Genomic DNA, 13218 nt, shown 5'->3' on the forward strand with positions numbered 1-13218 from the left:
CGCATTTCGTCGAGTCTGCCACCGGAAGGGTTGCGATCCTGAACCGGCCTGCTAGGCGCGTGATACGTTATCACATTATTCAATAGACGGATCTTGTCATGATACTTTTCGCATCGCGCCTTGCGCTTGCAACCGGACTGGCCTTTGCCGCTGCCGCCCCTGTCTTTGCCCAGACTGCCGATCAGGCTGAAGGTGATGCCGGCAAGGAGCGGGTGGAAGACGATCTTCACAGCCGGCAGGTCGACTACCAAGGCAATATCATTGTCAGCGCCGCGGGCCTGGAGCAACTCGACGTCCTTGCCGGCACGAGTGTTTTCGAGGCCGAGGATATCCAGCGCAACCTGAACGGCCAGATCGGCGAAGTGCTCGCCAAGCTTCCGGGCGTGTCGGCAACCAGCTTTGCACCTGGTTCGTCGCGGCCAGTCCTGCGCGGCTTCCAGGGCGAGCGCGTGCGCGTGCTGGTCGATGGGATCGGCACGGCTGACGTCTCGAACACCTCGGTCGATCACGCGACCTCTATCGACCCGCTGACCGCCGAGCGGATCGAGGTGCTTCGCGGTCCTGCAGTGCTCCTCTATGGTTCGCAGGCGATTGGCGGCGCCGTCAACGTAATCGACAAGCGCATCCCGACCCGCATACCCGACAAAGGCTACCACCTCGACGCGCTGATTGCCGGTGACACGGCGACGGACCTGCGCAGCGGCGGCGCGTCGCTCGACGTACCGCTCGGAAGCAATTTCGTGATCCATGTCGATGGCACTTGGCGCGAGACTTCGGACCTTGAGATCCCCGGCTTCCAGATCGCGCCTGCTCTGCGTGCGGAAATCCTCGAAGAAGCGGCCGAAGAAGAAGCCGAAGGCGAATTCGAGGAAGCGGAAGAATTCCGCGAGGCCGCAAACCAGCAGGGCTTCGTCCCGAACACGGCGAGCGAGACATGGACCGTCAATGGCGGCTTTGGTCTTATTCTTGGCGAGAGCACGTTCGGGGCCTCGATCGGTTTGTACGACACCAATTACGGTGTCCCCGGCCGCCCTGGCGTCGAGCATGCGCATGAAGAAGGCGAGGACGGTGAAGAAGAGGGCGAGGAGGAAGGCGAGGAAATCGTCACGATCGACCTCGAACAGTTCCGCGCCGACTTCAAAGGCGACATCTATCTCGGCGAAGGTTTCTTCCAGCGTCTGAAACTTCGCGCAGGCTTCTCCGATTACACCCACACCGAATTCGAAGGTGACGAAGTCGGCACGGTGTTCGACAGCAAGAGCGTAGAAGCGCGCGCAGAGCTCGTTCAGAACGAGGGCGGCGTCTCGCGCGGGGCGATCGGTATCCAGTACCGCCACCGCGATTTCTTTGCTGAGGGCGCGGAGGCATACGTGCCGCCAAACCTCACCGACCAGTTCTCGGTCTTCGCGCTCCAGGAATTCGGAACCGGCCCGCTCCAGGTCGAACTCGCCGGACGGTTCGAAACCACCGATGTCGAGGACCAGCTGAACCGCATCGCGCGCGACTTCGATACTTTCTCAGGCGCTGTCGGGCTCATTTACGAGGGCGATGATGCTTTCCGCGTCGGTGTCAACGTATCGCGGGCGGAACGGGCGCCCAGCGCCGAGGAGCTCTTTTCCAACGGGCCGCACATTGCGACGCAGGCTTTCGAAATCGGCGATCCCGACCTTTCGACCGAAAGCGCCTGGGGCGTCGAGGGCTTCGTGCGCGGGCGCGTCGGCGGCGCACAACTGAGTCTGGCCGTGTTCCAGCAATGGTTCGACGACTATATCTTCATCACTCAGAACGGTCTTGAGGAGGACGGGCTGCCAGTCTTCGTCTACCTCCAGCAGGACGCCGATTACTTCGGGGTGGAGGGTGATATCTCCTTCCCGCTGTTCGACAATGGCGGTTTCGGCGTGGTCGCGGACCTTTCGGGGTCCTATGTCAGCGCGGAGCTGGGCGATGGAACCAGCGTCCCGCGCATCCCGCCGCTCAGCCTGCTCGGCGGGCTTGAAGTCCAGACCAATGCCTTCGACGTCCGCGGCGAAGTTCAGTGGTTTGCCGAGCAGGATCAGGTTGCCGCGTTCGAGACCCCGACCGACGAGTTCGCTTTCGTGAACTTCCTCGTCTCCTGGCGTCCGCTGGCGAATAACGAGAACATCACGGTCCAGGTGGCTGCCGACAATGTCTTCGACGTGACCGGCCGCCGCCATGCAAGCTTTACCAAAGATTTCGTCCCGCTTGCCGGGCGCAATTTCCGAGCGAGCGTGCGTTTCAGCTTCTAGGTTCCGGACCCTCTCCGGCTAAGGGCGGGACTGTCTTGGCACAGGTCCCGCCCTTTTTCTTTCCGAAACCGAGGCGCGCCTAGGCGGTTTCCGCGCTCGATGCGTGGGCGAAAATCACCAGCAGGCCGCCCGCAATCGCGATGTTCTTTAGCGCGAGCGTCATCTGCATCTGGTCGGCAAGGTTCGCGTGAAAGAAGATGACCGTCAGGATGGTGAAGCCTGCCAGCACCAGCGTATTGATCTTCTCGAACTTGCCGATTGCGAGCAGGATGCCCGCCACGATTTCGTAAATGCCGGTTGGCGCGGCGAGGATGCCGGGCAACGGACTGGCGCTTTCAATATATTCGGCGGTGCCCGCGATGTTCATGAGCTTGTTCGCGCCCGCAAGCACGAACAGAAGCGCGATCATCACGCGCCCGGCAATCAATGCGATCCGTTCCATTCTCTTTCTCCCTCTCCCAATGTTGCGACCCATTCGCGCCGGTTAATTCTCGGCGGCGAAACTGATTTCGGCATGTTCTTCGAGGCGCTTGACGAGGTCTTCGCCAAGGAACGATCCCGGTGTGCCGATCCCGCCCGGCCCGTCGCTGTTGGCGAGCGCGATGCCGGTTTCGGCGAGCATCCGGCTGGTCGAACCGTAACCCGGATCGTATTTGCCCTTCACACCGTAGTGGAAGGTTTCGCCGTTCTCCATCTCGGCGACAAACAGGATGTCGTAATAGCCGTTTTCGCGCTCTTCTTTGCTCGGCCCCTCGCCCGGCTTGGGTGGCTTCGCGCCGAACGGGTTCTTCATCATCTCGGCGGCGGCTTCAGCCATCTTCTTCCCAGCTTCGCCGGGGCTGGTGAGCACCATCTCGTCATACTGGAAGTCTTCACCATAGGGGTGGCCGAGCAGGAAGTTCGTGCGGTGGACGTTCTTCGTGTTGATCGGAGCCATGACGAAGGGCGCAGCCCATTTGTCCAGATCCTTTTCGTATTTGGGAATCATGCCGGAGGGTTGTTCGGGTCCATCGAAACCGGGTGCGAGAGCGAACGGATCGCGCAGCACATTGATGATTTTCGGGTTCTTTGCTGCCGCCTTCATCGTTGCGCCGAGACTGGCTGCCGTACCGCCCGAAAATGTCCCCTGCATCGCGCGCACACGGCCGCGAATGCGCGGCGCGGGCTTGCCGTAGCGTTCTTTCGCGACCTTCTGCGTCATCAGCACGCCGAGGTCGAAGGGGATCGAATCGAACCCGCTGGAAAAGCAGATGCGAGCGCCCGAATTCTTCGCGGCTTCCTCGTGCTCGGCGATCTTTTCCGCCATCCAGGCCGGCTCGCCGCACAGATCGGCATAATCGGTGCCTGTCTTCACGCAGGCCGCAAGGAGCTTGTCGCCGTAAAGCTGATAGGGGCCGACCGTCGTAAGCACGACCTTGGTGCGCTTGCACATTTCTTCCAGCGCGGCGGCATCGTCGGCATCGGCAACCACCAGCGGCGTATCCTTGGGCGCGCCGATCTCGTCGCGCACCGCCTCAAGCTTTTCGAGCGAGCGCCCGGCCATCGCCCATTTCGGGCCATCGTCGCGGTCACGATAATGCTTGTCGAGATATTCGGCGACGAGGCGGCCGGTGTATCCGGTGGCGCCATAAACGATGATGTCGAATTCTTTATCAGCCATTGGGGTGTTCTCCTTTAGCCGAGGGCATGCGCCGTGAGTTGCGCGAAGTCAAAGCCCGGCATTGCGAAAATTTCCAACGAAATTGACGAAGTTGACAGGTTGTCAAGCTGGAAGCTCGCGTGCAAACGTCTGATAATAGGAAGGAAAACACAGCGAACGCGAAGTTGACACTTCTCCAACATGCAACGTGCAGTGTGAGGCTGGGACGAACGGCATCGCCACCGAAGCTAGCAATGGGAGCCGATGTAGGAAAACCGGCCCCATCCCCCCGAAAAGAGAGCCCACACCCGGTGGGGTGTGGGCTCAGGTGGCAGAGAGGGACAATTCCCTCCCGCTCGGGTCGCCTCGTGAATTCCTGTTTCCTTCGGACTGCTTTCGTCCGCGTCTGATGTGTGGTTAACAAAGGCTAACGGTCGTATCTGTGACGGCCATCACAATTGATACGTGCCAATGCGTATGTTTGTCGGTTTGTTGCCTGATCGCAGGCGGAAACCGCGCGGGGGCACCGGGATAGTGACATGGATACGCTTGGCGAACTCGTTGGGAAGCTCGCAAATGACAGCCTGCTGAGGGCGCTTGAGCCTGCGCAGCTCGAGCAATTGTTGCGCTCTGCGCGGCGGCGTGAACTGAAGCCTGGCGAAGTCCTCATCAACCAGGGCGACGAGGATGGCGATTTCGCGGTGTGCCTGCTCGCGGGCGGTCTGAAGATCAGCATGGCGAGCGCAGGCGGGCGTGAGATCATACTGAGCTATTGTCAGCCGGGAGAGATCGTGGGCGAGATCGCGATGCTCGATCGGGGACCGCGCACGGCGACGGTTTCGGCGGTAGTTCCCTCGACGGTGCTGTTGCTGCCCTCTCGCGCCTTCATCGAGGCGGTGCTGGCGAACCCTTCCTCCATGGTCGGCGTGATGCGCGAACTTGCGCAGCGCCTGCGCCAGATGAACCTCATCCTCGAAAGCGATCGCGCGTTTTCGATGGCCCCGCGTCTGGCTCGTGCGATGCTGCGTCTGATCGACGATGAGCGCGGGGATGGCCGATTGCGCTACAATCCAAGCCAGAGCGATCTCGGCGCATTCGCCGGACTTGCGCGGGAGAATGTCAGCCGGTTGTTGTCCGAATGGGAGGCACGCGGCGTGATCGGACGCGAAGGACGCGCGTTGATCGTCCGCGACGTCGAATTTCTCGAAACGCTGGCGGAATTCGGCGATGATGGCTGAGCGAATCGGGCGGTGCGCCCACGCCGCCTAAAGCCGCGGCAGGGTCACGCCCTTTTGCCCCATATATTTGCCCGCGCGGTCCTTGTAGCTCGTCTCGCAGCGTTCATTGCCCTTGAGAAACAGGAACTGGCACGCGCCTTCATTGGCGTAGATTTTCGCAGGCAGCGGCGTGGTGTTCGAAAATTCGAGCGTCACGTGCCCTTCCCAGCCCGGTTCCAACGGGGTGACGTTCACGATGATGCCGCAGCGCGCATAGGTGCTCTTGCCAAGGCAGATGACGAGTACGTCTTCGGGCACGCGGAAATATTCGACCGTGCGCGCCAGCGCGAAGGAATTGGGCGGGATGATGCAGACATCGGTTTGCCTGTCGACGAGGCTTTCCGCGTCGAAGCTCTTGGGATCGACCGTCGCCGAATTGACGTTGGTGAAGATCTTGAACTCGTCGGCCACCCTCGCGTCATAGCCGTAGGATGACAGGCCGTAGCTGATCACGCCTTCGCGCCGCTGCGCTTCCACGAACGGTTCGATCATGCCGTGCGCTTGCGCCTGCTCGCGGATCCACTTGTCGGAAAGAATCGCCATGCAGCGATAGATTCCGGATGGGAGCGTGCGGGGCAAGCGCGCCGGGGACCTATCCCCTACTTAATCTGTTTCGCCTTCAGCTGCGGATTGAGGCCCGTGACGTGATTGAGCCATTTCTTCGGGCGGCGCAGCATGTTGTCGGGGTATTCGACTTTCAGCCCCAGGATTTGCGCCATCTTGCCGACGAAGTGGATGCAGTTGCGGTTTTCGAGATCGTAATACTTGCCCGGCGCATTCTGCCATGCCTGAACTTCGGCCTTGATCTTGCGATACTGGTCGTCGGTGATCGTCAGGGTGAAGTGCCGGTTGGTTTTCTTGATGAACTTCGGCTTTTCGGCGAGCACCATGTGTTCGACCGGACCCGAAAGGATTGCGGTGGTTACCTTGCGCGCGGAGAAGCCGTAATTCTCGTTTATGACCTCGCCGGTTTCCTCAAGCTCCCCGTCGAGCACGAAGAAGGTGTGCGGGTAGCGCCCGATCAGGACCGATCCATTGACCGAGTGGAAATGGATCTGGACGTCGGCCAGCGCCGGGCCGCTCCACAACAGCGCGAACAGGATGACGAGCTTGGCGATGAATCGGGGCATGAGCGCGTGCTTACCGCGTAAGTGCTTCAACTCGCAAGAAGGCTTGCATTCCCGCCCGCTGCCGTCGTGTCGATGCAGGTGACGCGTTCGGTTGCGAAGCGGGCAAGGTAGTGCGGGCCGCCGGCTTTGGGGCCGGTGCCCGACAGGCCCTCGCCGCCGAAGGGCTGGCTTTCGACGATCGCGCCGATCTGGTTGCGGTTGACGTAGAAATTGCCGACCCGGGCGCGGGCCTGCACGAAGCGGCGGGTCTCGGCGATGCGGCTGTGGAGGCCGAGCGTGAGGCCGTAGCCGGTCGCGTTGATGTCCTCGACGACCTTGCCGAGCTCGTCGGCTGCAAAGCGCGCGACGTGGAGCACGGGGCCGAAATTCTCGCGTTTGAGATCGAGGATCGAGTTCACCTCGATGATCGTCGGCGCGACGAAGCAGCCCGCAGCGGTCGACGGATCGAGGTCGAGCCGCCACACGGCATGGTCGCCCTGCTGGCGGCGCGCGACGTGGCGTTCGAGCGCGGCCTGCGCATCGGGATCGATCACCGGACCGACATCGGTTGCAAGAAGTGCCGGGTCGCCGACATGCAGCGCCTCGAACCCGCCGCGGATCATGGCAAGCATCTCGTCGGCGACGTCTTCCTGGAGATAGAGCACGCGCAGGGCCGAGCAGCGTTGCCCGGCCGACTGGAAGGCGCTGGCGAGCACGTCTCGCACCACCTGTTCGGGCAGCGCGGATGAATCGACGATCATTGCATTCTGCCCGCCGGTTTCCGCGATCAGCGTCGCGATCGGACCATCGCGCCCTGCAAGCGTGCGGTTGATGATCTGCGCGGTTTCGGTCGAGCCGGTGAAGGCGACGCCAGCGAGGCGGGGGTCGGAAGTGATGAGCTGGCCGACTTCGCCCGCGCCCGGGAGCAATTGCAGCGCCTCGGGCGGGATGCCAGCCTCGTGCATGAGCTTCACCGCGAGCGCGGCGATGAGCGGCGTCTGTTCGGCGGGCTTGGTGATCACAGCATTGCCCGCAGCGAGCGCGGCCGAGGCCATGCCGGTGAAGATCGCAAGCGGGAAGTTCCATGGGCTGATCGTCGCAAACACGCCGCGCCCGTGCATTGAGAGCGTGTTCTCCTCGCCCGTAGGTCCAGGGAGTACCATCGGCTCTTCGAACTGGCGGCGCGCTTCGCTCGCGTAGTAACGCAGGAAATCCACCGCCTCGCGCACTTCGGCGACACCGTCGAGCAGGGTCTTGCCCGCCTCGCGCTGGCACAGCGACAGAAATTCGGCAGTGTGCGCCTCGTAGAGGTCGGCGGCCTCTTCGAGCAGCAGTGCGCGCTTGTCTCCGCCCAGTGCATCCCAGCCCGGCTGGATTTTCACGGCGCGGGCGAAGGCGGCGTCAACCTCCTCGGGCGTCGCGTCGCGGCGGGTGCCGACTTCGACCGAGAGGTCGTGCGGCATGGTGATCGGTGCGGTTTCCCCTTCTTCTTCGCCCGGGAAGGTCGGTTCGGCGCGCCATTGCACCTCGGCGAGCTCGGCGAGCCGTGCCTGAAGCGGCTCGAGCACGAGCGGATCGGACAGGTCGACGCCTGCGCTGTTGAGGCGTGCTCCGAGAATGTCCTTGGGCAGCGGGATCGCGGGGTTGCGATAGGGCTCCATTCTCGCGAGCTCTTCAACCGGGTCGCCGACCAGTTCCTCCGCCGGAATGTCGGCATCGCCCATGCGGTTCACAAAGCTGGTGTTGGCCCCGTTTTCGAGCAGGCGGCGCACGAGATATGCGAGCAATTCCTTGTGCCCACCGACCGGTGCGTAAATGCGCACAGGTGTTTTGTCGTTGCCCTCGATCTTGCCGAGCGCATCGTAGACCTCCTCGCCCATGCCGTGGAGCCTTTGAAATTCGAACGAACGCCCGCCTGCCATCTCCTTGATCGCGGCAACCGTATAGGCGTTGTGCGTCGCAAAGGCGGGGCGGATCACGTCGTCGTGTTCGAACAGGCGTGCGGCGCAGGCGAGATAGGACACGTCGGTCGCGATCTTGCGGGTGAAGACCGGGTAATCGGAGTAACCGCCGACCTGGCTGATCTTTATCTCGCTGTCCCAGTAGGCACCTTTCACGAGCCGCACGAAGAGCTTGCGGTTGTGGCGGCGAGCGAGCTTCGCGACCCAGTCGCACAGGGGCACGCCGCGCTTCTGGTATGCCTGCACTGCAAGGCCGAAACCCTCCCAGCGCGATCCGTCTTCGCGGGTGAAAAGCTCGTCATCAGCGACCAGGTCCTCGATGATGTCGAGGCTGACTTCGAGCCGCTCTGCCTCTTCGGCGTCGAGAGTGAAGTGGATGTTCGCATCGCGCGCCTTGATCGCGAGCGCCTTGACGATCGGGACGATATCCGCGCGCGCTTCTTCAGCATGGAAGTGCGTGTATTTCGGGTGCAGCGCCGAGAGCTTCACCGAAATGCCGGGCGAGGGACCGACGCCGCCCTGCGCTTCGTTCGTGAGCCGGTCGAGCGCTCCTTCGTAGGCCACGCGGTAACGCTCGGCATCGGCGAATGTCATCGCCGCTTCGCCCAGCATGTCGAACGAATGCGTAAGCCCCTTCGCGCGCTCGGGCTTGGCGCGCTTCAGCGCCTCTCCGATCGTGCGCCCGAACACGAATTGCCCGCCGAGGATGCGCATTGCCTGCAGCGTCGCCGTGCGGATAACCGGTTCGCCCAGGCGGTTCATCGTCTTGCGCAGCGTCTTGCCCATGCCGCGCTGGTGTTCTTCGGGCGGGTCGAGCACTTCGCCCGTGAGCATCAGCGAAAAGGTCGCGGCATTGACGAAGGTGGAGGAACTTTCGCCGAGATGTTCGCCCCAGTCGATCTCGCCGATCTTGTCGCGGATCAGCGCGTCGGCTGTCTCGTCGTCCGGTACGCGCAGCAGCGCCTCGGCAAGGCACATCAGCGCGATACCTTCTTCGGTGTCGAGGCCGTATTGCTGGAGAAATGCGTCGATCCCGCTTGCCTTTTGCGACCGTGCGCCTTCGATCAGCGCGATGGCCAGATCCGCCGCCGGACCGCTTACCTTGCGCGCGGGAGCGGCCTGTTCGATCCGTTTGGCGATGCACGCGTTTTCGTCTTCGCGATAGGCGCGGCGCAGTTCGCTTCGGTCGAGCGAGCTGGAAGATTTCGGAGGCAGGCTGGTCGTGGTCACGTCTCTTGTTTCGCTTCTCTCAGGGGCGACTCGGTTATCGCAGCCGACTTGGACCCAGGCGGGGCGGAGCGCAAGAAAAGTCGCAGCGACACTAGGGGAATTCGCAGCGAATACGGCGCTTGATCGACCCCGCCGCGCTGGCTAGTCATCGAAGCCATGGCGCTATTCTGCTTCTATTGCCGCGACGGCGAAAACAGCGAGACCTTGCGCGCGATCCATCTCGAGGCGCAGCGCGAATGGATGGCCCGGCATGACGAGAACTATCTCGCCGCCGGCCCGCTAACCAACAGGAAGGGCGAGTTCGTCGGCTCCTTGCTGATTATCGAGGCCGAGGATGAAGAGGCCGCGCGCGCGACGGTGAACGACGATCCGTATCTCGTCGGCGGCGTGTGGCAATCGATCCGGGTTGACCGGTTCGAGCCGGTGAAGGGCCGGTGGACCGACGGCGGCTGAGTGCCGCCGAGCCGCGTTCAGTTTTCGAACAGCCGCCCGGCCACCGCATCGAGCCGTGCCAGCACGGCGGGATCGTGCTCGTCGGGAGCGGTAATCACCGCATCGTCGAGCGCGGTGTCGATCGGCGAGGGTTTGCGCTTCTTGGGCAGCCCCGCGATGAACTTTGCCACCATGTCGCGCGCGAGCTCGCCATTGGCCTGCATCTGCGCAATCACCTGTGCAACATCGACGCTTTCGCCCTCGCGCCAGCAATCGTAATCGGTCGCCATCCCGATCAGCGCGTAAGGCAGCTCGGCCTCGCGCGCGAGGCGGGCCTCTGGCATGGCGGTCATCCCGATCACGTCCGCGCCCCACTGGCGGTAGAGCCGGCTTTCGGCGCGGGTCGAGAATTGCGGGCCTTCGATCGCGATATAGGTCGCGCCGACCGCGACCTTGCCCTTGCAAGCGGTGATCGCCTTGGCCGCCATTTCGGACAGCCGCTCGCACACCGGATCGGCCATCGAGACATGGGTAACGAAGCCGCTGGTAAAATAGGTGCTGTCGCGGTGCATCGTGCGGTCGATGAACTGTTCGACCACGGCAAAGCGCCCCGGCTCGATTTCCTCGCGCAGGCTACCCACCGCGGAGATCGCGAGGATATCGGTGCAGCCGGCGCGTTTGAGCGCATCGATATTCGCACGCGAATTGAGCTCGGTCGGCGAGATCGGATGGCCGCGACCGTGGCGGGGGAGAAAGCGGACTTTCACACCGTTCAACGTCCCGCACAGCACCTCGTCCGAGGGGTCACCCCAAGGCGTGTCGATCGCGATCCACTGCTCGTCCTCGAGGCCCTCGATATTGTAGAGCCCCGATCCGCCGATGATCCCGATGCACCATTCGCTGGCCATGCATGTGTCCCTGTCTGCCGCGCGTTGATATTCCACGCGATTAGTGAGGGAGCCTTAAGTTAGATTGAAGCGCTCGGGCAAGGCCTTGCGGATAAAGCCGTCCGCCTTTGCGAACGGGCCGGCGATCGAGGGGCGGTCCCTCATCCGCTCGAAATGCTCAGCGAGCGCCGGGTAATCGTCGAGTGGCATCTCGGCGACGAGGTAGATCTGCATCAGGATGCAGGCGATCGAGATGTCTGCGATCGAAAGCGTGTCCCCGGTGCAGAAAGTGCGCCCTTCAAGTTCGGTGTTGAGGAAGGCGAGGATCGGCGGGATGTCCTCCGCCCAGGTCTTGCGCGCTTTCTCAACATCAGGCTCCTTGCCCTGGTTCACCGCGAAGAAGATCGGGCGGAAGATGCCAAGGCCGCCGGTAGCAGCGAGAGTGGTGTCGACATATTCCTCGATCATCAAGGCTCGGCCATGGGCATAGGCGTCCTCGCAATAGAGCGAGGGTTCGGGGTGCTTGCGTTCGATATAGGCGCAGATGGCTGAGGAATCAGCGATGGTGCCCGCCACGCCCTCCTCGGCGATCGAGCGGTCGCGCAGCACCGGAATGCGCTTCATCGGCGAGATTTCGAGAAACCATTCGGGCGGGTCGAACACATTCACCGGCTCGATGTCGAAGGGCACGTTCTTCTCGATGCAGACGGCTGCAACCTTGCGCACGAACGGCGATACGGGGCTGCCATAGATTACGAGGTCGGAGGTTGAGTCGGTCATGGGGGTCTCCTCTTTCGCCTTTTGCATAAGGCTCAGGTTGCAAGACGCAACTGATATGGTGCAACTGATAGGCGAGAATCGCGCCCGCAACTTCTAGACTGCCCGTAATCGGCAACGCGATTTGCAATTGATTTTCGCGCGCGAAGGTTCACCTTCCTTTGCGAGAGACATTCCTGCGCATACGGATTCAAGAGAGGAAACAGCATGGTCACCCAATACAAGAACCTGATCAACGGCGAGATGATCGATACCGGCGAATGGCTCGACGTCGTCAATCCCGCGAACGAGGAGGTCATCGGTCAGGTCCCGGCCTGCGGCGCGGATGAACTGGACAAGGCCGTCGCCGCCGCGCGCGCCGCGTTCAAGACGTGGAAGAATACAAGCTTCGAGGAACGTCAGGCCGCATGCATGGCGATTTCCGGCGCGATCAAGGAAAACGCCGACGAACTCTACCGCCTGCTCACCAGCGAGCAGGGCAAGCCGCACGAACAGGCCAAGGGCGAGATTTACGGCGCGGCCGGCATGTCCGCCGCCCAGGCGACGCTCAAGCTCGAGGACGAGATCAACGAGGATTCCGAGCAGCGCCTTTCGCGCACGCGCCGCGTTCCGGTGGGCGTGGTTGGCGGGATCGTGCCGTGGAACTTCCCGGTGATGATGGCGGTGCAAAAGATCATCCCGGCGCTGATGAGCGGCTGCACCATCGTGCTGAAGCCCTCGCCCTTCACCCCGCTCACCACCCTGCGCCTGGCAGAGCTGATCGCGGACAAGGTGCCCCCCGGCACGGTCAACATCATCACCGGCGAGGACAGCCTCGGCCCGATGATCACCGCGCACCCCGATATCGACAAGATCACCTTCACCGGCTCGACCGCCACGGGCAAGAAGATCATGGAAGGCGCGAGCGCGGATCTGAAGCGCATCACGCTCGAACTCGGCGGCAACGATGCCTCGATCGTGCTGCCCGATGCCGATCCCAAGAAGGTGGCCGAGCAATTGTTCTGGTCCGCCTTTTCCAATGCGGGCCAGATCTGCGTTGCGGCCAAGCGCATCTATATCCACGAGGATATCTACGACGAGATTGCCGAGGCGATCGCCGAATATGCCAAGACTGTGAAGGTCGGCGACGGGTCCGAGCAGGGCACCGGAGTCGGCCCGATCCAGAACAAGAAGCAGTATGACCGCGTGATCGAGCTGATCGAGGACGCCAAGGCCAACGGCTACCAGTTCCTTACCGGCGGGGAGGTCGATCCCTCGGGCACGGGCTATTACGTGCCGATCTCGATCCTCGACAACCCGCCCGAAGACGCGCGGATCGTCGCCGAGGAACAGTTCGGCCCGGTGGTCCCGCTGATGAAATTCTCGAGCGAGGAGGAAGTGATCGAGCGCGCCAACAATTCCGAATACGGGCTTGCGGGCGCTGTATGGACAGGCAACCCGGAAAAGGGCGTGGAGATCGCCGAACAGCTCGAGACGGGCACGGTTTGGGTCAACGAATATCTCCACCTCTCGCCCTTCACCCCGTTCGGCGGGCACAAGCAATCGGGCTTTGGCGCTGAATACGGCCTCGATGGCCTCAAGGAGTTCACCTATCCGCAGGTGATCACGGTGAAGAAGGATGCCGAAGTCGCCTGACGCG

Annotated in this window: 11 protein-coding genes; 4 read left to right on the forward strand and 7 right to left on the reverse strand. The window is 62.5% G+C overall.

All coding sequences use genetic code 11. From position 1 onward, the window contains the following. The first annotated feature begins 98 nt into the window (after positions 1 to 98). Positions 99 to 2267 carry a TonB-dependent receptor gene (locus tag FIU90_RS03770; protein WP_152433570.1) on the forward strand — a complete coding sequence of 723 codons (2169 nt, stop codon included), beginning with the start codon at positions 99 to 101 and terminating at the stop codon, positions 2265 to 2267. Positions 2268 to 2346: 79 nt separating this feature from the next. Here FIU90_RS03770 and FIU90_RS03775 read toward each other — a convergent pair whose 3' ends face one another. Together FIU90_RS03775 and FIU90_RS03780 are read right to left on the reverse strand one after the other, a co-directional pair. Continuing rightward, complete coding sequence (locus FIU90_RS03775) at positions 2347 to 2709, reverse strand: DoxX family protein (protein WP_234029613.1); 363 nt, start codon at positions 2707 to 2709, stop codon at positions 2347 to 2349. A gap of 42 nt (positions 2710 to 2751) precedes the next feature. Continuing rightward, entirely contained in the window at positions 2752 to 3927 is a 1176-nt protein-coding gene (locus tag FIU90_RS03780) for a trans-acting enoyl reductase family protein (protein WP_152433572.1), read from the reverse strand. 518 nt (positions 3928 to 4445) lie between these two features. On the opposite strand from FIU90_RS03780, the gene FIU90_RS03785 reads away from it, so the two are divergent. After that, positions 4446 to 5144, forward strand: a complete 699-nt coding sequence (locus tag FIU90_RS03785) for a Crp/Fnr family transcriptional regulator (RefSeq protein WP_152433573.1) — start codon at positions 4446 to 4448, stop codon at positions 5142 to 5144. Positions 5145 to 5171: 27 nt separating this feature from the next. Here FIU90_RS03785 and dcd read toward each other — a convergent pair whose 3' ends face one another. The 3 genes from dcd to putA are packed head-to-tail and all read right to left on the reverse strand — an operon-like array spanning position 5172 to position 9483. Then, positions 5172 to 5726, reverse strand: coding sequence for a dCTP deaminase (gene dcd, locus FIU90_RS03790; RefSeq protein WP_152433574.1), 555 nt, complete (start codon positions 5724 to 5726; stop codon positions 5172 to 5174). A gap of 56 nt (positions 5727 to 5782) precedes the next feature. Then, complete coding sequence (locus tag FIU90_RS03795) at positions 5783 to 6313, reverse strand: hypothetical protein (protein ID WP_152433575.1); 531 nt, start codon at positions 6311 to 6313, stop codon at positions 5783 to 5785. Positions 6314 to 6339: 26 nt separating this feature from the next. Continuing rightward, positions 6340 to 9483, reverse strand: coding sequence for a bifunctional proline dehydrogenase/L-glutamate gamma-semialdehyde dehydrogenase PutA (gene putA / locus FIU90_RS03800; protein ID WP_152433576.1), 3144 nt, complete (start codon positions 9481 to 9483; stop codon positions 6340 to 6342). Positions 9484 to 9639: 156 nt separating this feature from the next. On the opposite strand from putA, the gene FIU90_RS03805 reads away from it, so the two are divergent. Next, positions 9640 to 9936, forward strand: a complete 297-nt coding sequence (locus FIU90_RS03805) for a YciI family protein (protein ID WP_152433577.1) — start codon at positions 9640 to 9642, stop codon at positions 9934 to 9936. A gap of 17 nt (positions 9937 to 9953) precedes the next feature. On the opposite strand, the gene mtnP is transcribed toward FIU90_RS03805, so the two are convergent. Continuing rightward, on the reverse strand, positions 9954 to 10823 hold the full coding sequence (gene mtnP, locus FIU90_RS03810) for an S-methyl-5'-thioadenosine phosphorylase (RefSeq protein ID WP_152433578.1): 870 nt from the start codon (positions 10821 to 10823) through the stop codon (positions 9954 to 9956). Positions 10824 to 10877: 54 nt separating this feature from the next. After that, positions 10878 to 11582, reverse strand: coding sequence for a glutathione S-transferase family protein (locus FIU90_RS03815; RefSeq protein ID WP_152433579.1), 705 nt, complete (start codon positions 11580 to 11582; stop codon positions 10878 to 10880). 204 nt (positions 11583 to 11786) lie between these two features. Here FIU90_RS03815 and FIU90_RS03820 point away from each other — a divergent pair, with 204 nt between their 5' ends. Continuing rightward, positions 11787 to 13214 (forward strand): aldehyde dehydrogenase family protein, encoded by a 1428-nt coding sequence (locus FIU90_RS03820; protein WP_152433580.1) that lies wholly within the window; start codon positions 11787 to 11789, stop codon positions 13212 to 13214. The last annotated feature ends 4 nt before the right edge of the window (positions 13215 to 13218 follow it).

This window comes from Erythrobacter sp. THAF29, assembly GCF_009363635.1.
GTDB lineage: Bacteria > Pseudomonadota > Alphaproteobacteria > Sphingomonadales > Sphingomonadaceae > Erythrobacter.